Genomic DNA, 21,655 nt, shown 5'->3' on the forward strand with positions numbered 1-21,655 from the left:
ATCGCATGCCTGCCCGGCGCGGGCGCGGCAGGCGCAGCCCTCGGACGGACAGCAATAAGGCACACCGTGTAGGTGTCTTGCTGCCGCATTGCGCAGAACGCTGATTGCCTGGACGTTGCCCGATGCGGCGAGCGATGTTCCTGCCTGGTAAGCAGGGAGTTTGTTCCGCGGCCTGGAGGCCGGGTTTGGGTGTTTCGGCGTTACACGCCGGGCCGCTGTGCGCGACCTTATGTCGGATGCCTCCAAGCGACGTGCGTCGTCTGGCGGCATGCTTAATGAGCTACAACAGGCGCAAAGTATAGGGACATACCCCGCGCGAGTCCAGCCGGCGTTCATCAGGCGTACATGCGGCCTGCATGCGGCCTGCAAGTGGCGCGGGCTGCGTCATCGCGATTCGCATTGGCCGGTATCGCAACATTTAATTGGCCGCGGCGGGCGTGCTTCGATAAGGTGGTAGGCCTGAGCAGAAGGCCATGCCGGCGGCATGGCCCCGCGCAACACCAAGGCGAAACATGACAGACCGCGTATACATCAATGCCGTCGATTGCGACGGCAATCCCCTATCCCTGAGCGTGCGCGACGGGCGCATCGCCGCGCTGGGCGCAGAACCTCCCGCCGCGGGCGCGGCGCAGGTGATCGACCTGCGCGGGCATCTGCTGCTGCCGGGCTTCGTCGATGGCCACATCCATCTGGACAAGAGCTTCGTTGGCGGCCGCTGGCGGCCGCACCGCCCCGCGGGCAGCCTGCGCGAGCGGCTGGCCATCGAGAAGGAAGAACTGGCCGCCGCGCCGCCGATGCAAGAGCGAGCGGATGCGCTCATCGCGCAGGCGGCGGCGTTCGGCACGGTGGCGATGCGCAGCCACGTGGACGTGGACGCCACGACTGGCCTGGTCAATCTGCACGCTGTGATGGCGGCGCGCGAGAAATGGCGCGGCATCGTCGATATCGAACTGGCGGCCTTTCCGCAGGCTGGCGTGATGTCCTGTCCGGGCACCGCGCAACTGCTGGAAGCGGCCGTGCGTGAAGGCGCCGCGGTCGTGGGCGGCATCGATCCCTCCACGCTGGACGGCGACGCGGATGGGCAGCTGGATTGCGTGTTCGGCATCGCCGACAGGCTGGGCGCGAAGATCGACATCCATCTGCACGAGCCGGGCATGGAGGGCGTGGCGCAGATCCTCCGCATCGCCGAGCGCGCGCAGGCTCTGGGCCTGGCGGGCAGGGTCGCCATCAGCCATGCCTATGCGCTGGGCGACGTCGGCCTGCAGGCGCTGGACGAGGCGGCGCGCAAGCTGGCCGACGCCGGCGTGGCGATCATGACGAATGCCCCGGGCGACCGGGCCTTCCCGCCGGTGCTGCGGCTGCGCGAGGCCGGCGTGCGCGTGTTCTCGGGCAACGACAACATCCAGGACAGCTGGTGGCCCTATGGCAATGGCGACATGCTGCAACGCGCGATGCTGATCGGCTACCGTTCGGGCTTCTACACCGACGGCGAATTGCTGACGGCATTGCACATGGCGTCGCACGCGGGAGCGCAGGTGCTGGGCCTGGAGGGTTACGGCCTGCAGGTCGGTAACGAGGCGACCTTCGTGGCGCTGCCCGCGCCCAACGGCGCAGCCGCGGTTGCCGCCGCGCCTGCGCAGCGCTTCCTGTTTCGCAAGGGCGAGCCCGTGGGCGAGGCCGCCACGGTCTTCGGCGTCGTCAGCCCGGCGGCGTGACGCCGAGCGCGCGAGCCGCGCAGAAGTCGGTCAACGCTTGCCGCAGCGCGTGCCCCGCGTCGCTGAGGCGGGAGCGCGCGTAGAGCGACAGGTGCAGGCCCCCAGGCGTGGGAAAGCCTTCTTCCGGCGTGAGCTGCCGGTGTTCCGAAGTGGCGCAGGCGGCGGGCAACAGGCTGATGCCCAAGCCCGCCGCGACCGCCGCGCTGAGGCTGGGCAGGCTGGGACTGGAGAAGCGCACGTGCCAGGGCTTGCCGCAGGTCTCCAGCATGGCCGTCATCTCCTCGCGGTACAGCGCGCCCGCCGGAAAGGCCACCAACGGCACGGCGGTGTCGGGCGCGGGAGGCGGAGAGCCGCTGGCGGTGATCCAGCTGAGGGGCTCGGGCCAGTGCGCGTGGCAGTCGGCATCGACCTCCCATTGCTTGACCAGCAGCAGATCTAGCTCGCCATCGCGATAGCGCCGCAGCAGTTGGTGGCTGAGGCCGCCCTCGACTTCCACGCGCAGCCGCGGATAGGCCGCTTGCACCGCGGCCAGCACTGGCATCAGCGTCGCGCCCATGAAGTCCTCGGGGGCGCCCAGGCGTACCACCGCGCTGGCCTGCGCGGCGGCAACGTTCTCGCGGGCTTCCTCGGCCAGGCGCAGGATGCTGCGCGCATAGCCCAGCAGGCGCTCGCCTTCCTCGGTAGGCAGGACATGGCGCTGCGTCCGATCCAGCAGGCGGCAGCCCAGGTTCTCCTCCAGCCGGATGACGTGCTGGCTGACGGTGGACTGCGTCAGGTGCAGGTGTTCGCTGGCGCGGGTGAAGTTGCCCGTATCCACGACGGTGAGGAAGCTGCGCAGCAGGACTGGATCTAGCATTGGGATGTCCACTCGAATCTATCAAGCCAATTAATTTCATAATACTTGGCCCTGTCGCCATACTAGGGCCCATGCAGGGCGGCGCGGGGCCGCCGATCTGGAGGAATCATTCATGCATATCTTTCGCGCAGGCCGTTTCTGGCTGGCGGCATTCCTGTTGAGCATGGGCGGCGGGGCCGCGGCAGCCGCTCCGGACGCGGCGTTGCTGGCGGCGGCGGGCAGCGGCGATGCCGCCCGCGTCAAGCAACTGCTGGCGCAGGGCGCGGCCGTCGACGCGCGCGATGCGGAGGGCAACACGCCGCTGCTGCGCGCCACCCAAGGCAATCACGTCGAGGCCGCCCGCGCGCTGATCGAGGCGCGGGCCGACGTCAACGCGCAAAACTCGATTCGAGATAGCGCCTACCTGCTGGCCGGGGCCCGCGGCTATCGCGAGATCCTGGCGCTGACGCTGGAGCACGGCGCTGATCTCAAAAGCACCAATCGCTACGGCGGCACCGCGCTCATCCCCGCCTGCGAGCGCGGCCACGTCGAAGTGGTGGACATGCTGCTGCGCGCGGGCGTGGACCCGGACCATGTGAACAACCTGGGCTGGACCGGCCTGCTGGAGGCGGTGATCCTGGGCGACGGCGGTGCGCGTCACCAGGCGATCGTGAAGCGGCTGATCGAAGCCGGGGCCGACGTCAACCTGGCCGACGGCAAGGGCGTGACGCCGCTGCGGCATGCGCGCGAGCGCGGTCAGCCGGAAGTGGCGCGGCTGCTGGAAGCGGCGGGGGCCAAGGGTTGAGCATGGCTTGGTGATTTTTACCTAGGACAAGCTGACTATGGCCGCCGCGAAAGCGGCTCTATAAACTGATTCCCGCGCGCTGTGCCCATCAGGAATCGATCCGCAATGGATCGGTTCGCGGTTTCTTCAACCGGACGACAGGACAGAACAATGCAGATAAGCGCAGGGGAGTTGCAGGTGTGGCAAGCCATCGGTTCGGTGCTGGAGCAGGAAGAGCCCGCCGAGTATGAGCTGCTGCCCGACATCGTCGAAGCCAGGGCGGCGCCGGCAATAGGCCGTCAGCCCGGAGCGTTCGACGCCGGCGAGATACCGCTGATGGCGGCCGCGTTGTTCAGCGTGGCTGCGCCGGTGATGCAGGCGATCTGGCCGAAGCTTTTCGATGCGGCGCTGGACGTGGGCAAGGACGCGCTGAAGAAGGCGCTGGACCGCAGGGCGGCGAAAGCGGCTCCCGCGCCGATGTCGCCAGCCGCCGTGGCGGCGCCTGCGGTGCCGGTGTCGGCGCAGCAGATCCGCGCTGCCATTGCGCAGGCTGCAGCGGCGCGTCAACTCAGCCCCAGGACCGCCGAATCACTGGCTGACGCCTTGGTCGCGCGATTCTTCGGGGCGTCGGATGGCCAGCCCGGAAAGACGGCTTGACCAGCTTCGCCTTGCCGACGACACGGCGTTCGGCTTGCTGCTGGTGTGGCTGTACATGGTCCTGGATGCGACGCAGCAGAACGGTGTCGTCTCTCAGTGGCTGATCCGGTGGACGGACGGGGCGGCGGCGGATTCGCGCTGGACGGCGTTGCCAGACCTGGCGCAGGCGGGGGTCATGCTGGGGCTGGCGGCGCTGATCGGCTATGTCCGCCTGCGCCGGCTGCTGCGCCGGGTCCGCCCGCGAAAACTGTCGGAGATGGACGCGGCATTCGATGACGATGCGACAGCCATCGCCCGGCGCCTGGTCAGGCGCAGCCCGCTTTTTCTGGCGACACCAAGCCTGACGGATACCAACGCCTGCTGCGTGCTGCGATTCCCCAGGCAATACGTCATCGTCGGCGGCGGCTTGCGGCTGCTGTGGCGCAAGGCGCCCGCGCAGGCAGGCAGCATCCTGGCTCACGAGTGCATGCACCTGGCCAAGCGCGACACGCTGTTGCTGATCGGGACGTGGTACACGTTCATCGCGTATTGCCTCCTGCTGGGCCTGGACCTGGCGCTGCGCCAATGGGTGTTCTGGGGCAAGGTTGCGGATGCGGTACCTGCCTGGCAGGCGGCTGGGCTGGACGCGTTCAGCGGAATATTGCGGAACATGCTGGTGATGGGGCTGGTGGGCTTCCCTTCCCTGGTCGGTGCGTTGGTGGTCGGCCTGGTCCTGCGCCACATGATGCGTCTGCGCGAGTTCATTGCCGACGAAGGCGCGGCGCAGCAGGGCTACCGGCAAGGCATTGCCGACAATCTGGCGCTGGCGGCCCGGAGCGAGTCTCCCGGTTTCCGGTTGCTCCGCTCGTTTCATCCTTCGGCGCGCGACCGGCTGGAGCGGGTCGTGGCGGGAGAGGGCTGGGCTCGCGTCGATCGCCTGTTCTGCGTGGCGGGCGGGCTGATCATCGCCCGGATGCTGGCCGCGTTGCCTGCCCCCGCGGGCGTGTCCTGCGCGGGGCCGGGCGCCGGCCAGGAAGTCTGGAGCGCATTTGTCGCCTGTGCGCAGTCCGACGCGCACGTCTGGTTCGCGATCGCGCTCTACGCGCTTGTTCTCGTGAGCATGGGTTTTCTGATTGTTCACCACGCCTACAGGACCCTGATGACGCGCCGCGCGCGGCGGCGCGATTGGCGCGATATCGTGCTGGCCGTCTGCGAAATCTGGGCTTTTTCGGCATTGGGAGCGGTGCTGGGGGGAATGACGACGACGGACGTTTTGACCGCCGCCACCCGGATCGTTGTTTACGACTCGGTGCCGCCCACGGACAGTTTCGACCATGCCATGGTGCCAGCCATTTCGGTTGCGGTCGTGCTGCTGCAATTGGTCGTCGCTTGCGGTCTGGTGGTCAGGTTCACGGCCAGGCGCTTTCATGCATCCAGGTGGCGCAGGGCGCTGGGATTCAGCGCCGCCATGGCCGTCGCGCTGGTGTTGTCGTATCCCTTGCTCAATGTTCCCATGGTGTTGATCCACGAATTCATTCCATCGTTCAGGATGGAGCATGTCGCGGGATGGGAGCGCTCAACCACCGCCATCATGCAGGACACGCCGAATCCTGCGGAGACCCTCTTGTACTGCGCAATGCTGGTCCTGGCTGCGGCGGCCTGGGCATATGGCTGGGGCCTGATCCGCGGCGACGGGCCGCGATTGCCCGGAGACGTGCATCCGGCGCGGTTGCTGCAGGAGACGGACTGGCCCTTGCTGGACAGCGCCTTGCCCGTTGCGGCGGAAAGGCCCGCAGGCAAGGCTTGGCGGAGGTGGGCATTGCTGTCGTCGGCAGTCGTCGCCTGCGTGGCGGTCCTGGTGGCGGTGCTGGCTCCTTCCGGTGTGGCGCCGCCGGCAGCTGTGCCTCCCGTGAAATTCAGCTTCGATTATCCGCACGGCGAGCAGAAGGGGACACGCAGTTGGATCCGGCAAGATGACGGCCTCTGGGCGGAGAAGTATCCGGACGGAAGAGTCTGGAGCACCTTCCGCGAAGCTGGCCGCATGCGCCACAACGGCTGCGGCGGCACCCTCGTCGAGCGGCAGGATGCGCCGTCCTTCCGGATTCTCATTCCGGACAAGGGCTGCAAGACAATGGAGTTGTGGGCCAGGAACGGCGAGGACGCTTGGGGATTCCTGGGCGTGATGAGGGACGTGGAGTAGCGGCCCTTACCCCAGGGGCTCACCGGCGGGCAGGACGCCCGCCGGCGTATTGGCTTGAGCTTTAGAACCCTGCGCGCGGCACGTGCACGCGGCCTTCCATCAGCACGCGCGCGCTGCGGCTCATGATGGCCTTGGTGACCTTCCATTCGCCGTCCACCAGCTTGGCCTCGGCGCCGACGCGCAAGGTGCCTGACGGATGGCCGAAGCAGACGTTGTCGCGTTCGCCGCCGCCCGCGGCCAGGTTGACCAGCGTGCCCGGCACCGCCGCGGCGGTGGCGATGGCGACGGAGGCGGTGCCCATCATGGCGTGGTGCAGCTTGCCCATGGACATGGCGCGCACCAGCACGTCGATGTCGCCCTGGCCGATCTTCTTGCCGCTGGAGGACACGTATTCCCTGGGCTTGGCCACGAAGGCGATCTTGGGCGTGTGCTGGCGGCCGGCGGCTTCTTCCAGGGTCTTGATTAGGCCCATGCGCAGCGCGCCGTGGGCGCGGATGGTCTCGAAGCGCGCCAGCGCGGCGGCGTCGCCGTTGATGTCGTCCTGCAGTTCGGTGCCCTTGTAGCCCAGCGCTTCGGCATCCAGGAAGATGGTGGGGATGCCGGAGTTGATCATGGTGGCCTTGAAGGTGCCGATGCCGGGCACTTCCAGGTCATCGACCAGCTTGCCGGTGGGGAACATCGAGCCGCCGTCGCCTTCCTCGGCCGGGTCCATGAATTCCAGGCGCAGCTCGGCGGCGGGGAAGGTCACGCCGTCCAGTTCGAAGTCGCCGGTTTCCTGCACGGCGCCGTCGGTCATGGGCACGTGGGCGATGATGGTTTTCTGGATGTTGGCCTGCCAGATGCGCACGACGGCGACGCCGTTGTGCGGCACGCGGGCCGGATCGACCAGGCCGTTGGTGATGGCGAACGGGCCCACGGCGGCCGACAGGTTGCCGCAGTTGCCGCTCCAGTCCACGAAGGGTTGGTCGATGGAGACCTGGCCGAACAGGTAGTCCACGTCATGGTCGGGGCGCGCGCTCTTGCCGATGATGACGGTCTTGCTGGTGCTGGAGGTGGCCGCGCCCATGCCGTCGATCTGCTTGCCGTAGGGATCGGGGCTGCCGATCACGCGCATCAGCAGCGCATCGCGCGCGGCGCCGGGCGTGCGCGCGGATTCGGGCAGGTCGTCGAGCTTGAAGAACACGCCTTTGCTGGTGCCGCCGCGCATGTAGGTGGCGGTTATCTTGGTCTGGGGAGCATGGGTCATGGGGCAGTCCTGATGTTGGGTGTTGGGGGCGGGCGCCGCGGCGCCCGCCCGGCCGATGGCGGATCAGCCGGCCTTCTGGTCGGCGCCGGAGGCTTCCAGGAAGTCCTGGGCGAAGCGCTGCAGCACGCCGCCGGCTTCGTAGATCGAGACTTCCTCGGCCGTGTCCAGGCGGCAGGTGACGGGGACCTGGACGGTTTCGCCGTTGCGGCGATGGACTACCAGCGTCAAGTCGGCGCGAGGCTTGCGTTCGCCGATCACGTCATAGCTTTCGGTGCCGTCCAGGCCCAGCGTCTTGCGGTTGACGCCGGGCTTGAATTCCAGGGGCAGCACGCCCATGCCGATCAGGTTGGTGCGGTGGATGCGCTCGAAGCCTTCGGCCACGATGGCTTCCACGCCGGCCAGGCGCACGCCCTTGGCGGCCCAGTCGCGCGACGAGCCTTGGCCGTAGTCGGCGCCGGCCACGATGATCAGCGGCTGCTTGCGGTCCATATAGGTCTCGATGGCTTCCCACATGCGCATGACCTTGCCTTCGGGCTCGACGCGGGCCAGCGAGCCCTGCTGCACCGTGCCGTCCTCGTTCTTCACCATTTCGTTGAAGAGCTTGGGGTTGGCGAAGGTGGCGCGCTGCGCGGTGAGGTGGTCGCCGCGGTGGGTGGCGTAGGAGTTGAAGTCCTCTTCGGGCAGGCCCATCTTGTGCAGGTATTCACCCGCGGCGCTGTCCATCAGGATGGCGTTGGACGGCGACAGGTGGTCGGTGGTGATGTTGTCGCCCAGCACGGCCAGCGGCAGCATGCCGCGCAGCGTGCGCTCGCCGGCCAGCGCGCCTTCCCAGTACGGAGGACGGCGGATGTAGGTGCTTTGCGGGCGCCATGCGTACAGCGGGCTGACGCCGGCCTGGCGCTCGTTCTGGATGCCGAACATGGGCGCGTAGACCTTGCGGAAGTGCTCGGGCTTGACCGCCGACTTGACCACGGCGTCGATCTCTTCGTCGCTGGGCCAGATGTCCTTCAGGCGGATCTCGCGGCCGCTGGCGTCGGTGCTCAGCACGTCGCGCTCGATGTCGAAGCGGATGGTGCCGGCAATGGCATAGGCCACGACCAGCGGCGGCGAGGCCAGGAAGGCCTGCTTGGCATAGGGGTGGATGCGGCCGTCGAAGTTGCGGTTGCCGGACAGCACGGCGGTGGCGTAGAGGTCGCGGTCGATGATTTCCTGCTGGATGACCGGATCCAGCGCGCCCGACATGCCGTTGCAAGTGGTACAGGCAAAGGCCACGACGCCGAAGCCCAGCTGCTCCAGTTCCGGCGTCAGGCCGGCTTCGTCCAGGTACAGCGACACGGCCTTGGATCCGGGGGCCAGGGAGCTCTTCACCCAGGGCTTGCGGGTCAGGCCCGCGCGGTTGGCGTTGCGCGCCAGCAGGCCGGCGGCGATGACGTTGCGCGGATTGCTGGTGTTGGTGCAGCTGGTGATGGCGGCGATGATCACGGCGCCGTCGGGCATCTGGCCGGGGTTGTTTTCCACCACGCCGGAGATGCCGCGCTCGGCCAGGTCGCTGACCGGCAGGCGGCGGTGCGGATTGGACGGACCGGCCAGGGTGCGCACCACGCTGGACAGGTCGAAGCGCAGCACGCGTTCGTACTCAGCGTGCTTGAGGCTGTCGGACCACAGGCCCGCGGTCTTGGCATAGTTCTCGACCAGGGCGATCTGCTTGTCCTCGCGGCCGGTCAGGCGCAGGTAGTCGATGGTCTGCTGGTCGATGGAGAACATCGCGGCGGTGGCGCCGTACTCGGGCGCCATGTTCGAGATGGTGGCGCGGTCGCCCAGCGTGAGGCTGGCGGCGCCTTCGCCGTAGAACTCCAGGTAGGCGCCCACGACCTTTTCCTTGCGCAGGAATTCGGTCAGGGTCAGCACGATGTCGGTGGCGGTGATGCCGGGCTGGGCGCGGCCAGTCAGTTCCACGCCGATGATGTCGGGCAGGCGCATCCACGAGGCGCGGCCCAGCATGACGTTCTCGGCTTCCAGGCCGCCCACGCCGATGGCGATCACGCCCAGCGCGTCGACGTGCGGCGTGTGGCTGTCGGTGCCGACCAGCGTGTCGGGGAAGGCCACGCCGTCCTGCGTGTAGATGACGGGCGACATCCGCTCCAGGTTGATCTGGTGCATGATGCCGTTGCCCGGCGGCACGACTTCGATGTTGCGGAAGGCCTGCTTGGTCCAGTCGATGAAGTGGAAGCGGTCTTCGTTGCGGCGGTCTTCCACCGCGCGGTTCTTGGCGAAGGCGTCGGGGTCGTCGCCGCCGTATTCCACCGCCAGCGAGTGGTCGACGATCAGCTGCACCGGCACCACCGGGTTGACCTTGGCGGGGTCGCCGCCCTTGTCGGCGATGGCGTCGCGCAGGCCGGCCAGGTCCACCAGCGCGGTCTGGCCCAGGATGTCATGACAGACCACGCGCGCCGGGAACCACGGGAAGTCCAGGTCGCGGCGGCGCTCGATCAGCTGCTTCAGCGCATCGGTCAGCATGGCCGGGTCGCAGCGGCGCACCAGGTTTTCGGCCAGCACGCGCGAGGTATAGGGCAGGCGGTCATAGGCCCCGGGCGAGATCGCCTCGACGGCGGCGCGGGTGTCGAAGTAGTCCAGGCGGGTGCCAGGCAGGGGCTTGCGGTAGTTTTGGTTCATGCCTCGGTGCGCTGCAGGTTGCCCTGCGCGATCTGCTGTTCGATGTTGAGACGGGATACGCGGATGTGGCGGCGCATCAGGATTTCAGCCAACTCGCCGTCGCCGTCGGCGATGGCGTCAAGAATGCGGTGATGCTCGGCATAGGCCTGCCGGGGGCGGTTGGGAGTGGTGGAGTACTGGATGCGGTACATGCGCGCCAGTTGGTAGAGCTCGTCGCACAGCATGCGGAACAGCATCTGGTTGCCGCTGCCTTTGACGATGCGGTAGTGGAAATCGTAGTCGCCTTCCTGCTGGTAATAGCCCAGCCCGGCCTGGAAGGCGGCGTCGCGTTCGTGCGCTTCCAGCACGGCGCGCAGCTCGGCGATCTCCGACGGCGGCATGCGCTCGGCGGCCAGGCGGCAGGCCATGCCTTCCAGCGATTCGCGGATTTCGTAGAGTTCGGACAGTTCCTGCTGCGACAGGGACACCACGCGAGCGCCGGCATGGGGCACGCGCACCAGCAGCTTCTGGCCTTCGAGGCGGTGCAGGGCTTCGCGCAGCGGGCCGCGGCTGACGCCGTGGATGCGGGCCAGCTCGGGCTCGGAAATCTTGCTGCCGGGGGCGATTTCGCCCTTGACGATGGCGGACTGGATCTTGCGGAAGATGTGTTCCGCAAGCGTCTCGCCATCGCCGGAATCGGCGCCCGGCAGGGTCAGCACCTTGCTCATTGTGTTGACAATCTGTCCTGAAAATATCAAAAACAGGGTATTTGAAGCGTTGGCTTCACAAGATTGTCAACAATTTACCCTCGCTCGCCGCCAGGCGCAAGCGCGGATGCGGCTTTTCAGCCGGCGGCCTCCAGCGCCATCTCTTGTTCGGCCTGCAGGCGTTTCTGCACCCAGGCGGCTTCGCGCCTGAGCATGGCGACGATGGCGGGGATGCGTTCGGGCGGCATGCGCGCATGGAAGGTCGACAGGCTGAATGCGGCGAAGGGCGTGCCCTCGCCGTCCAGGATGGGCACGGCCACCGTGCGCACGTCGATGCCGCGGATGTCGCGCTGGGCGTAGCCCTGGCGGGTGAACTGCGCCAGTTCCTCGTAATAGCGCTCGTCCGGCGCCTGCTCGAACAGCGCGATGGTCCTGGCGTTGGCGTCGAGGATTTCGCGCGCCTCGGCGAGCGGCAGCGCCGACAGCAGCGCCAGGCTGCTGCCGCCCACGCCCAGCGGGCGGCGCACGCCCACGTCCAGCACGAAGGCCTGGGACGGATGGGTGCCCGAGCGCCGGTCCACGCACACCATGTCCAGGCCGCTGCGGCGCGAGGCGAACACGGTGTCCTCGCTCTCCGCCGCCAGGCGGCTCACCGAAGCCCGGAACAGATCGCTGGTGTCGTAGCGCGCGGCGGCGGTCAGGCCGAATTCCGCGATGACCTGGCCCAGGAAGTAGCGCTTGCTGTCCCGGTCTTGCGCGACCAGGCCTTCGTTCATCAGTCCGGCGAGTATCCGGTGCACCGTGGGCTGGGCCAGGGCGGTGGCCGTGGTGATGTCCGTCAGCCTGGCGCCGGCCCGATTGTGGTGGCTGACGATGCGAAGTATCAGGACTGCTCTTTCCAGGCTTTGCGCGCCAATCATAGGTTCTCCATATGGTGGAATATAAATTGATATTTATCGGATGAATTTTTTATTGACTCTGCATTTTTACGGGAATAGGCTGTGATTTCATTGATTTACCCGTTTTAATTAACTCCATAATATGGACTTTATTTGGAAAAGGCAATGAGCAATATGCACAGCACCCCCAATACCCCCGGCGCCCGTTTCCGCGCCGCCCTGCGCGAAGAGTCGCCGCTGCAGATCGTCGGCGCGATCAATCCCTATACCGCGATGATGGCCAAGACGCTGGGGTACCGGGCGCTGTACCTGGCCGGCGCCGGGGTTGCCAATTACTCGCACGGGTTGCCGGACCTGGGCATCACCACCTTGAACGACGTGCTGGGCGATCTGCGCCGCGTGACCGACGCCTGCGACCTGCCGGTGCTGGTGGACGTGGACACGGGTTTCGGCGGCGCGTTCACCATCGCGCGGATGATGAAGGGCCTGATCAAGGACGGCGCGGCGGCGCTGCACATGGAAGACCAGGTGCAGCTCAAGCGCTGCGGCCACCGTCCGGGCAAGGAGATCGTCAGCAAGGAGGAAATGCTGGACCGGATCAAGGCGGCCGTGGACGCGCGCACCGATCCCTCTTTCTTCATCATTGCGCGCACCGACGCGCTGGCGATCGAAGGGCTGGACCGGGCGCTGGACCGCGCCGAAGCTTATATGGAGGCCGGGGCCGACATGATCTTCGCCGAAGCCTGCACCACGCTGGACGAGTACAGGGCTTTCGTCAGCCGCCTGAACCGTCCGCATTCGGTGCTGGCCAACATCACCGAATTTTCCAAGACGCCGAACTTCACGACCGATCAATTGGCGGACGTGGGCGTGTCGGCCGCCTTGTATCCGCTGTCCGCGGCGCGCGCGATGAACGCCGCCGCGCTGAAGGTCTATGAAGCGATCCGCCACCAAGGCACGCAGAAGGACACGCTGGGCATCATGCAGACGCGCGAGGATCTCTACAAATTCCTCGACTACCACTCGTATGAAGCGCGCATCGACGCGCTGTTCTCGAAAGCAAAGTAAGGCGGGCGTCCGACCCGTCCCTGGAGGAGACAGAAAATGATCACCGCAATGCTCAGGCGGCTCGGCCTGGCCGCGCTGCTGGGGGCGGCGGCCGCCGGGCCGGCCGCGGCCGCCCAGCCCGCCTATCCCACGGGGCCGATCCGTCTGGTGGTCCCGTTCGCCACGGGCGGAGGCACCGACGTCGTGTCGCGGGTGCTGGCCAAGGAGTTGACGAGTTCGCTGGGGAAGACCGTGTTCGTCGACAACAAGCCGGGCGCGAACGGCACCATCGGCACCATGTCCGCGCTGCAGGCCGCGCCCGACGGCTACACGCTGCTGCTGGCCATCGAGGCCACGGTCGCCATCAATCCCGGCCTGTACAAGTACGTGAAGTACCGGCCGGGCGACTTCGAGGCGATCTCGCTGGTGTCCAAGCAGCCCTACCTGATCGTGGCCAATCCCGCGCTCAAGGCCGGTTCGCTGTCCGAGCTGGTGGCGCAGGCCAAGGCCGAGCCGGGCAAGCTGAACTACGCCACTGGCGCCAGCGCGGCCTTCCTGGCGGGCGAGCTGTTCAAGTCCACGGCCGGCGTCGACATCGGCAACGTGCCCTACAAGGGTTCGGGCGAAGCGATCACGGACGTGCTGGGTGGCCGCGTGGAGCTGATGGTGGCCAGCCCCGTCTCCGTCATGCCCCAGATCAAGAGCGGCAAGCTCAAGGTGCTGGCGGTGACCAGCGCGCACCGCTATGCGCTGTTGCCGGACGTGCCCACCGTGGCCGAGCAGGGCTACCCCGGCTTCGACGCCGAGGGCTGGTACGGCCTGGTCGCGCCCAAGGGCACGCCGGCGCACATCGTCGCGACGCTTAACGCCAAGATCGCCGCCGCGATGCAGTCGCCGGAACTGCAGGCCCAGTTCCAGACCGCCGGGGTCGAGCCCGCGCAAAGCGGCGCGGCCGAGTTCGCCGACTACATGCAGTCCGAGTCCGCGCGTTGGGCGGGCGTGATCAAGCAGGCGGGCATAGAACCGCAATGAAGCGCCGGAGCCCCGGCGCACACACATTCAACCCAGGAATCAAGGAGACCATCGTGCCGCACGCATGGATCGAATACAGCGCGAACATACAGCAGGAACCCGAAGTGCAGGCCTTGAAGCAGACCCTGCGCGACGCCATCGTGGAAGCGGGCATCTTTCCGCTGGCCGGCGTGCGCATCCGCGCCGCCGCCATCGATGACTATCTGGTGGCGGACGACGATCCCGAAAACGCCTTCGTGCACGTGGTGCTGCGCGTGGGCGCGGGCCGCGACGAAGCCACCCGCAAGAAGGCGGCCGACGGCATCTTCGCCCGCATCACCGCGGCGCTGGCGCGTCTGAGCGCCGCCGGCCCGCTGGCAATCGCCTTTGAAGTGCAGGAAATGGACAAGCTGCTGAACTACAAGGCCAACAACCTGCACGACTACCTGAAACGCCGCGCCGCCGCGTGACGGCCTGTTCCAACCTTACTTTCATCCCATGACTATGCAATTCGTTTCCTATCTGCGCGATGGGCAGGCCGGCTTCGGCCTCATGTCCGGCAACGGCCAGGGCATCATCGAACTGGGCGCCCGGCTGGCCGATTGCGCCACGCTGCGACTGGCCATCGAAACCGACCGCCTCGACGCGCTGGCCGAAAAGTACGGCGCGCGCGCGGCTGACCTGGACACCGCCGCCGTGACGCTGCTGCCTCCGGTGCCCCAGCCCGACAAGATCCTCTGCGTCGGCGTCAACTACGGCGAACGCAACGCCGAATACAAGGACAACTCCGACGCGCCCAAGTACCCCAGCCTGTTCCTGCGCACGCCGGGCACGGTCGTGGGCCACCGGGTTCCGCTGGTCAAGCCCGCGGTATCCGATCAGTTCGACTACGAAGGCGAGATCGTGCTCGTCATCGGCAAGGAGGGGCGCCACATTCCCGAGAACCGGGCGCTGGAGCACGTGGCTGGCCTGAGCATCGCCAACGAAGGCTCGGTGCGCGACTGGCTGCGCCACGGCAAGTTCAACGTGACGCAGGGCAAGAACTTCGAGCGCAGCGGCAGCATCGGCCCTTGGATGACGCGGGTCGGCTCGCCCCGCGAACTGCAAGGGCTGACGGTCAGCACCCGTGTCAACGGCGAACTGCGCCAGCAGGACACGACGGACAATATGATGTTTCCGTTCGCGCGCCTGATCCACTACATCTCCACGTTTGCGCGGCTCCTGCCGGGCGACCTGATCCTGACGGGCACGCCGACTGGCGCCGGCGCGCGCTTCGATCCGCCGCGCTATCTCAAGGCGGGCGACGTGGTGCGGGTGGAAGTGTCCGGCGTGGGGGCGCTGGAGAACGAAGTGGTGGACGAGGCCGCGCCCGCCGCGGCGCGCTGAGCGCCGCGGACGTCCGGCGTCTTGCCGGGCGTCCGCGGGACGGGCGCTAGCGCGTGTGGTGCACCTGTTGCAGGCCGTAGACCTGCACCGGCATGCCCACCTGCCGCGCTTTCAGCTGCAGCGACAGGTATTGCGAGTAGTGCCGCGACTGGTGCAGGTTGCCGCCGTGGAACCAGAGCGCCTCCTGTTGCGTGGGCTTCCACATGTTGCGCTGTTCGCCTTCCCAGGGGCCGGGGTCCTTGGTGGTGTCGGAACCCAGGCCCCAGCACTTGCCGACCTTGTCCGCGACCTCGCGGCTGATCAGGTCCGCGGCCCAGCCGTTCATCGAACCGTAGCCGGTGGCGTAGACCACCAGGTCCGCCGGCAGCTTGACGCCGGACTTCAGCACCACGGCGTCGCGCGTCAGGTGGCTGACGTCGGTGCGCGATTGCAGCTTGATGCTGCCGTCGATGATCAGGTCGCAGGCGCCCACGTCGATGTAATAGCCGGACCCGCGCCGCAGGTACTTCATGAACAGGCCCGAGCCGTCGTCGCCCCAGTCCAGCATGAAGCCGGCTTCCTCCAGCTTGGCGTAGAACCCGGCGTCGCGCTCGCGCATCTGGTCGTAGAGCGGGATCTGGAACTGCGCCATGATCTTGTAGGGCAGGGAGGCGAACGTCAGGTCGGCCTTGCGCGTGGTCATGCCGTTGGCCAGCGCCTGTTCGGAATACAGACCGCCCAGGCCGATGTCCATCAGCGTTTCGGATCGCACGATATGCGTGGACGAGCGCTGCACCATGGTGACGTTGGCGCCGCCTTCCCACAGCGCCGCGCAGATGTCGTGGGCGGAGTTGTTGGCGCCGATCACGACGACATTCTTGCCGCGGTAGGCGTCGGGCCCGGGGTGCTGCGAGGAATGCTGCTGTTCGCCCTGGAACTCGTCCTGGCCGGGGAAGCTGGGAATGTTGGGCTTGCCCGACATGCCCGTGGCCAGCACCAGCTGCTTGGGCCGCAGCACCGCCGGCTTGCCCTCGCGCAGCACCGTGACCTCCCATTCCTGCTTCTGCTCGTCGTAGCGCGCCGACTGGCACACGGTGGAGGTCCAGTAGTTCAGCTCCATGATGCGGGTGTACATCTCCAGCCAGTCGCCGATCTTGTCCTTGGGCGCGAACACGGGCCAGTTCTCGGGGAAGGGGATGTAAGGCAGGTGGTCGTACCACACCGGGTCATGCAGGCACAGCGACTTGTAGCGCTTTCTCCAGCTGTCGCCGGCGCGTTCGTTCCTTTCGATGATGATGGTGGGCACGTCCAGCTGGCGCAGGCGCGCGCCCAGCGCGATGCCGCCCTGGCCGCCGCCGATGATGAGCACGTAGGGCTGGGTCTGGTAGCCGAGTTCGGCGGCCTCCTGTTCGCGCTTTTCCAGCCAGGTCTGGCGGCTGCGGCTGCTGCCGTGCTCGGCGCCCTTGGGACGCCGCACGCCGCTGGGTTCCTCGTGCCCCTTGAGTTCGGACATGGTGGTCAGCAGGATCCAGATGCGGCCGTCCTGGACGCGGATGTGGCCGTAGCCGCGGGCGCGGTTGGTCTCGATCTCGATCCAGCCTTGCAGCAGGCCGGCGTCTTCGGACACGGCTTCTTTCGGGTCCAGGCTGAAGCGCACCGGCTCGACCTGCGACAGCTGGCTTTGCAGCATGTCGCGGATCTGGTCCTGGCCTTCCATCGTGCGCAGGTTCCAGGTGAACAGCACCAGGTCGCGCCAGTAGCAGTCGTCCTGGAACAGGCCGGCGACGCCATCGATGTCCTTGTTGCCCAGCGCGGCGTTCAAGCGCGCGAGCACGGCGTCCAGGGCGGCGCCGGCTTGATCGGTCTGCATGTCTAGTCTCCTTGCCCGTGGCGGGCGATCGTTGTCGTGGCGGACCGGGGCATGGTCCGCGGGCGGCCCCGGCCTGTGCCGGCCGGTGGGCGTCCCAGACGATCAAGCAATTGCCGTGCCACCCTGCGCGCGCCCCTGGCGCGCAGGCGGACGGCGGAGAATACTGTGGCGGCGTGCCACACCTGTGGCGCCAGGGTGTGGCGTTCGGGGTGTGGCGCCCGGCTGTAGCGCCCGGCTGTAGCGCCTCGGAAGCGTCTCAGGAGCGCGAGGCGAGCCCGTGGCGCCGCATCTGGCGATGCACGGTGGAGCGGTCCACGCCCAGGCGTCTTGCGGCTTCAGACACATTGCCGCCGCAGCTGGCCAGCAGGGCGCGCAAGGCGGCCTCTTCGGGACTGGCGGCTGCCGCGGGCGGCGCCAGCGCATCGGGCAGGTCGGCGGGTTCGATGACGCCGTTTTCGCACAGCGCGGCGGCGACCGCGATGGCGTTGGCGAGTTCGCGGATGTTGCCCGGCCAGGCGTGCGCCTTCAGCGCCATCAGCGCGGCCGGCGCCAGCACGGGGGCGCCGGATTCGTCCTGGTGGCGCGCCAGCACGCGTGCGATCAGCCATTCCAGGTCGTCGCGCTCGCGCAGCGGTGGCACGGTCAGCGTGGCGGCGTTGATGCGGTAATAGAGGTCTTCGCGGAAGCGCCCCTCGCGCACCAGCGCGGCCAGATCGCGGTGCGAGGCCGACACCAGGCTGAGGCGCACCGCGCGCGGCGCGTTGGCGCCGATGGGCGTGACCTCGGATTCGGCCAGCACGCGCAACAGGCGGCTTTGCAGCGCCAGCGGCATGTCGCCGATCTCGTCCAGGAACAGGGTGCCGCCGTCGGACTCTTCGATCAGACCCTTGCGGCCCTTGGCCGCCGCGCCGGTGTAGGCGCCCGGCAGGTAGCCGAACAGCTCGCTTTCGATCAGCGATTCCGGGATCGCCGCGCAGTTCACGGCGACGAAGCGCCCGGCGCGCTGGCTGCCGTCATGGATGGCGCGCGCCAGGTATTCCTTGCCGACCCCGGTTTCGCCCTGCAGCAGCATGGGCAGTCCTTGCCGCGCCAGCTTGGCGGCTCGCGCCAGCATGGCCGCCATGCGCGCGTCGCCGCCTTCCAGGCCGCGCAGGGCGGAAGGCGCGCCGCGCACCGCGACGCTGGCGCCGCGCGCGTGGCGGTTGGGCTCGATGGCGTGCGCGAACAGGGCATTGCCGTCGCGGGCCACGATCAGGCGCTGTTGCGGCGCGTGGGCGCGGGTGTAGCGCGGCAGGTCGTCCAGCTGCACGTCGAAGAAGCGGGTGACGGGCTGGCCGATCAGCCCGGCGGGGCTGCGCCAGTCCAGGCCGGCGGCGCGCGCCAGCAGCTTGGCGCCCGTGTGCGTCATGCCCAGGATGCGGCCGGCGCCGTCCAGCGAGACCGCGGCCTCGGGGTCCACGTCCAGGAACTCGGGCGAGCGCGCGAAGCGCAGCACCCATTCGTTGCTGGTGCGCGCCATCAGGTTGGCCATCTCGATGCGCCGCGTGGTGCTGGTGACCAGGTGCAGCGCCAGGTTCTGGCTGGCTTTCAGGATGGGCGAGCTGAGCAGCGATATGTCCAGCACGGCCGCCAGTTCGCCGTCGGCGTTGTAGATCGGCGCGGCGGTGCAGGACAGCGGCGTGTGGGTGTTGTCGAAGTGATCGGTCTGGTGGATGGTGAGGGCTTCGCCGCTTTCGAGGCAGGCGCCCACGGCGCAGGTGCCGGCGCGCTGTTCCGACCATTCTGACCCCAGATAGAGCCCGGCCTTGCGCAGGCTGGCGGTCTGCTGCGCGTCGCCCAGGAACTCCACCGTGACGCCCTGGCGGTCGGCCAGCAGCAGCACGTAGTTCTGGCCGGCGACCTGGCGGAACAGATGGTCCAGCCCGGACCGCGCAATCGAGATCAGCGCTTCGGATTGCTGGCGGTGTTCGCGCAGCCGGCCATCCGGCACGATATAGGCCTCGCAGGCCTGGGCGGGGTCCAGCCGGTACTGGTCCAGGCAGCGCAGCCAGCTGCTGACCACGTGCGCGTCGCGCTGCGTGGGCCGGCCCTGGCCGACTTGCTCGATCTCGCGGATATGGGCGGAGTGCAGGGATTCCTGACTAGGCATGTCGTCTCCATGTTGCGCCCGATCTGCGCCGGATCAACGGGCAGCATGCACAGAGGACGACAGGCCTGTAAATGCTGGTTATCCAGCACTCAGGAGAAAGGGGACGCTACAGGTCGATCTTGACCTTGCCGGCCTGCACCAGCCCCGCCACGTCGCGTATTTCCGCCAGCAGCGCCTGCTGCAGCTGCGCGGGCGTGCCGCCGGTGGGCTGGAAGCCCTGTTCGCCCAGCTTGGCGCGCACCGTCTCGGTTTGCAAAGCGCGGTTGATGCCCTGGTTCAGCGCGGCGATGGCGGCCTCCGGCGTGCCGGCGGCGCAATAGGTGCCGAACTGGATCTGCGCCGAGAAGCCGGGATAGCCGCTTTCGGCCACCGTCGGAATGTCCGGGTACTTGGGCAGGCGCTCCGGGCTGGTCACGGCCAGCACGCGCAGGCGTCCGCCTTGCAGGTAGGGTTCCACGGCGGCGACCGTGGCCACCACCAACTGGATCTGTCCGCCCAGCAGGTCCGTCATCATCGGGCCCGTGCCGCGGTAGGGCACGTGCAGCATGTCGATGCCGCAGGCGGCTTGCAGCAGTTCGGTGGCCAGGTGCTGCGGGGTGGCGTTGCCGGGAGAGCCGAAGGTCAGCCCCTTGGGCTCGCGCTTGGCCTGGGCGACGAGTTCGGCCAGGGTCTTGGCCGGCAGGTCGGCGTTGACCGCCACCATGTAGGGCGAACGCGCGATGGGGCAGACGGGCGCCAGTTGCTTGAGCACGTCCTCGGGCGGCTTGGCGTAGTAGCGCACCGAGGGCACCAGGCCGGCGAACAGCAGCACGCTGCCATCCTTGGCGCCGTTGGCGGTGTAGTCCGCGCCCAGCATGCCGCTGGCGCCTGGCTTGTTTTCGACCACCACCGAGCGGTCGAGCGCGCCTTCCAGCGTGGCGGCGATGACGCGGCCCAGCACGTCGGTGCCGCCGCCCGGCGGGAAGGGCACGATGACGCGCAAGGGCGCTTCGCGCGCGCTGGCGGCGCTGCTGAGTGCCGCGCTCAGCGGCGTGAGGGCCAGGGCTGCCAGGTTCTTCAGGATGGTTCTGCGATTCATTTTTTTGTCTCCGTATCCACTCTACGCGGGTCAGGCCGATGGCGCTGCGCCGGCCACCGGCAGAAAAAATCCTTGCAGCGCCGACGCCACGATGGCGGGTTCTTCCACCGGCAGCATGTGCCGCTGGCCTGGTACGACCTGCGCCTTGCCATGGGGCAACGCCCCGGCCAGTTCCCGCGTCATGCGCGGGGTCGAGCCCACGTCCAGCTCGCCGGTCAGCGCCAGGGCGGGGCAGGCGATGTGGGGCGCGGCCTGCGCCAACACCGGGTCGCCCAGCGCGAACACGCGGTAGGCGGCCAGGAAGTGGGCGCGGTTGTTGCGCACGAGGCGCTGGCCGATGCTGGCCACCCGTTCCGGGCGGCGCGCCTGGAAGGCGGGCGTGAACCAGCGTTGCAGCGAAACCTGGGCGGCGGCTTCGGGATCCTGCGTGGCCGCCGCCTCCAGCCGCGCCAGCACGGCGCGCGTTTCGTCGGGGCTGCGGCGGAACACCGTGCTCATCAGGGCCAGCCGGGTGACGCGCTGCGGGCGGGCGGCAGCATAGGCTCCCGCGATCAGGCCGCCCATGGAATAGCCCAGCACGTTGGCGCTTTGCCAGCCGGCGCGGTCCAGCTCCGCGTCCAGCTGCGCGATGTAGTCCTGCACCGTCACGCCTTCGCCAACGCCGGGGGCGTGGCCATGGCCCAGCATGTCATAGCGCAGCACGTCGAAATCCGCTTCCAGCAGCGGCGCCAGGTCGTCCCACAAGGTATGGTCCAGCCCGACGCCATGCAGCAGCACCAGCGGCTGGCCGCGGCCCGAACGCCGAGAATGCGCGCTCATTTGGCTTGCGCCTCGCGTTCCAGTTCCTGCAGGTCGGAGTAGCGGTTGCCGATGCGGTGATGCGGGCGGCCGGAGGTGGCCGCGCCCAGGGCGATCACAATCTCATCGGGCGCGGGTGCGTCGTTGATGGTGGTCTGCACGGTCAGGTAGTGCGAGCGCAGGCCCTCGTCGAGCTTGTGCATCAGTGGCACGGTGATCACGCAGCCGGGGCCGCCGCGCATATTGGTGAAGCTGAGGTAGCTGGTGCCGCCGACCGCGCCGCGGTAGGCGTTGCCGAAGCGCAGCGTGTGGATCAGCGCCGAGGCGTGTTCGACCTCGCCCGCGGTGCCGACCACGGCGGCCTTGCCATAGGCTTCGACCTGGTCGGCGGAGCCGGCCTGGCGCAGGATCTCGGCGACCAGCAGTTCGCCCAGCGGCGGCGCGGCTTCCAGGATCTTCGGCCGCAGGTCTTCCTGGAACGGCTGTCCGGCCCAGGGATTGCGGATCACGGCCGCGGCGATGATCATCACCAGCGGGCGCTCGGCCGCGCGGCCGCCCTCGATCAGGGTTTTTTCCACATAGCTGACTACCTTGCGCACTTGCAAAGACATACCGCTGCTCCAGTACCGGTTGGATGAAAGACGCGGCCATTGTTGGGTTCGG

18 protein-coding genes are annotated in these 21,655 nt (G+C 68.1%); 8 read left to right on the forward strand and 10 right to left on the reverse strand.

Features of this window, described 5'->3' with window-relative positions; all coding sequences use genetic code 11:
* Positions 1–512 precede the first annotated feature (512 nt).
* Positions 513–1,715 carry an amidohydrolase family protein gene (locus HWY37_RS02970; protein WP_175207596.1) on the forward strand — a complete coding sequence of 401 codons (1,203 nt, stop codon included), beginning with the start codon at positions 513–515 and terminating at the stop codon, positions 1,713–1,715.
* Here HWY37_RS02970 and HWY37_RS02975 read toward each other — a convergent pair.
* Positions 1,699–2,571 (reverse strand): LysR family transcriptional regulator, encoded by an 873-nt coding sequence (locus tag HWY37_RS02975; RefSeq protein ID WP_175207595.1) that lies wholly within the window; start codon positions 2,569–2,571, stop codon positions 1,699–1,701. The two genes, HWY37_RS02970 and HWY37_RS02975, sit on opposite strands and share 17 nt — an antisense overlap.
* 112 nt (positions 2,572–2,683) lie before the next feature.
* Between HWY37_RS02975 and HWY37_RS02980 the strand changes: the two genes are divergently transcribed.
* From HWY37_RS02980 to HWY37_RS02990, 3 genes are all read left to right on the forward strand, one after another.
* On the forward strand, positions 2,684–3,355 hold the full coding sequence (locus tag HWY37_RS02980; protein WP_176087830.1) for an ankyrin repeat domain-containing protein: 672 nt from the start codon (positions 2,684–2,686) through the stop codon (positions 3,353–3,355).
* Between the two features lie 105 nt (positions 3,356–3,460).
* Positions 3,461–3,991, forward strand: a complete 531-nt coding sequence (locus HWY37_RS02985) for a hypothetical protein (RefSeq protein WP_175207593.1) — start codon at positions 3,461–3,463, stop codon at positions 3,989–3,991.
* The gene (locus tag HWY37_RS02990; RefSeq protein WP_176087831.1) at positions 3,966–6,170 is read left to right on the forward strand and encodes a M48 family metalloprotease; all 2,205 of its coding nucleotides are present in this window, start codon (positions 3,966–3,968) and stop codon (positions 6,168–6,170) included. The genes HWY37_RS02985 and HWY37_RS02990 overlap by 26 nt, the downstream gene beginning before the upstream one ends.
* 61 nt (positions 6,171–6,231) lie before the next feature.
* On the opposite strand, the gene prpF is transcribed toward HWY37_RS02990, so the two are convergent.
* The 4 genes from prpF to HWY37_RS03010 all read right to left on the reverse strand — a co-directional run bounded on the left by prpF (position 6,232) and on the right by HWY37_RS03010 (position 11,695).
* Positions 6,232–7,416, reverse strand: coding sequence for a 2-methylaconitate cis-trans isomerase PrpF (prpF, locus tag HWY37_RS02995; protein ID WP_175207591.1), 1,185 nt, complete (start codon positions 7,414–7,416; stop codon positions 6,232–6,234).
* Between the two features lie 63 nt (positions 7,417–7,479).
* Complete coding sequence (acnD, locus tag HWY37_RS03000) at positions 7,480–10,089, reverse strand: Fe/S-dependent 2-methylisocitrate dehydratase AcnD (protein WP_176087832.1); 2,610 nt, start codon at positions 10,087–10,089, stop codon at positions 7,480–7,482.
* Positions 10,086–10,796 carry a GntR family transcriptional regulator gene (locus HWY37_RS03005; RefSeq protein WP_175207589.1) on the reverse strand — a complete coding sequence of 237 codons (711 nt, stop codon included), beginning with the start codon at positions 10,794–10,796 and terminating at the stop codon, positions 10,086–10,088. Before HWY37_RS03005 ends, acnD begins: the two co-directional genes overlap by 4 nt.
* 116 nt (positions 10,797–10,912) lie before the next feature.
* Positions 10,913–11,695: an IclR family transcriptional regulator gene (locus tag HWY37_RS03010; RefSeq protein ID WP_175207588.1), complete on the reverse strand. Its 783-nt coding sequence runs from the start codon at positions 11,693–11,695 to the stop codon at positions 10,913–10,915.
* 153 nt (positions 11,696–11,848) lie between these two features.
* Here HWY37_RS03010 and prpB point away from each other — a divergent pair, with 153 nt between their 5' ends.
* The 4 genes from prpB to HWY37_RS03030 are packed head-to-tail and all read left to right on the forward strand — an operon-like array spanning position 11,849 to position 15,118.
* A complete protein-coding gene (prpB, locus tag HWY37_RS03015; protein WP_175207637.1) occupies positions 11,849–12,742 on the forward strand; it encodes a methylisocitrate lyase in 894 nt (297 codons plus the stop codon).
* A gap of 36 nt (positions 12,743–12,778) precedes the next feature.
* The gene (locus tag HWY37_RS03020) at positions 12,779–13,753 is read left to right on the forward strand and encodes a Bug family tripartite tricarboxylate transporter substrate binding protein (RefSeq protein ID WP_176087833.1); all 975 of its coding nucleotides are present in this window, start codon (positions 12,779–12,781) and stop codon (positions 13,751–13,753) included.
* A gap of 53 nt (positions 13,754–13,806) precedes the next feature.
* The gene (locus tag HWY37_RS03025) at positions 13,807–14,202 is read left to right on the forward strand and encodes a 5-carboxymethyl-2-hydroxymuconate Delta-isomerase (RefSeq protein WP_176087834.1); all 396 of its coding nucleotides are present in this window, start codon (positions 13,807–13,809) and stop codon (positions 14,200–14,202) included.
* Positions 14,203–14,230: 28 nt separating this feature from the next.
* Entirely contained in the window at positions 14,231–15,118 is an 888-nt protein-coding gene (locus tag HWY37_RS03030; RefSeq protein ID WP_176087835.1) for a fumarylacetoacetate hydrolase family protein, read from the forward strand.
* Positions 15,119–15,164: 46 nt separating this feature from the next.
* Here HWY37_RS03030 and HWY37_RS03035 read toward each other — a convergent pair whose 3' ends face one another.
* The 5 genes from HWY37_RS03035 to HWY37_RS03055 form a co-directional block, all read right to left on the reverse strand.
* Positions 15,165–16,967, reverse strand: a complete 1,803-nt coding sequence (locus HWY37_RS03035) for an NAD(P)/FAD-dependent oxidoreductase (protein WP_176087836.1) — start codon at positions 16,965–16,967, stop codon at positions 15,165–15,167.
* A 256-nt stretch (positions 16,968–17,223) separates the two neighbouring features.
* Positions 17,224–19,116, reverse strand: coding sequence for a sigma-54-dependent Fis family transcriptional regulator (locus HWY37_RS03040; RefSeq protein ID WP_175207583.1), 1,893 nt, complete (start codon positions 19,114–19,116; stop codon positions 17,224–17,226).
* A 106-nt stretch (positions 19,117–19,222) separates the two neighbouring features.
* The gene (locus HWY37_RS03045; RefSeq protein ID WP_175207582.1) at positions 19,223–20,194 is read right to left on the reverse strand and encodes a Bug family tripartite tricarboxylate transporter substrate binding protein; all 972 of its coding nucleotides are present in this window, start codon (positions 20,192–20,194) and stop codon (positions 19,223–19,225) included.
* A 30-nt stretch (positions 20,195–20,224) separates the two neighbouring features.
* Positions 20,225–21,013 (reverse strand): alpha/beta fold hydrolase, encoded by a 789-nt coding sequence (locus tag HWY37_RS03050; protein ID WP_176087837.1) that lies wholly within the window; start codon positions 21,011–21,013, stop codon positions 20,225–20,227.
* Positions 21,010–21,603 (reverse strand): amino acid synthesis family protein, encoded by a 594-nt coding sequence (locus tag HWY37_RS03055; RefSeq protein WP_175207580.1) that lies wholly within the window; start codon positions 21,601–21,603, stop codon positions 21,010–21,012. The genes HWY37_RS03050 and HWY37_RS03055 overlap by 4 nt, the downstream gene beginning before the upstream one ends.
* Positions 21,604–21,655 lie beyond the last annotated feature (52 nt).

It is taken from the genome of Achromobacter anxifer, from assembly GCF_903652925.1.
In the GTDB taxonomy this organism is placed as follows: domain Bacteria; phylum Pseudomonadota; class Gammaproteobacteria; order Burkholderiales; family Burkholderiaceae_B; genus Achromobacter; species Achromobacter anxifer.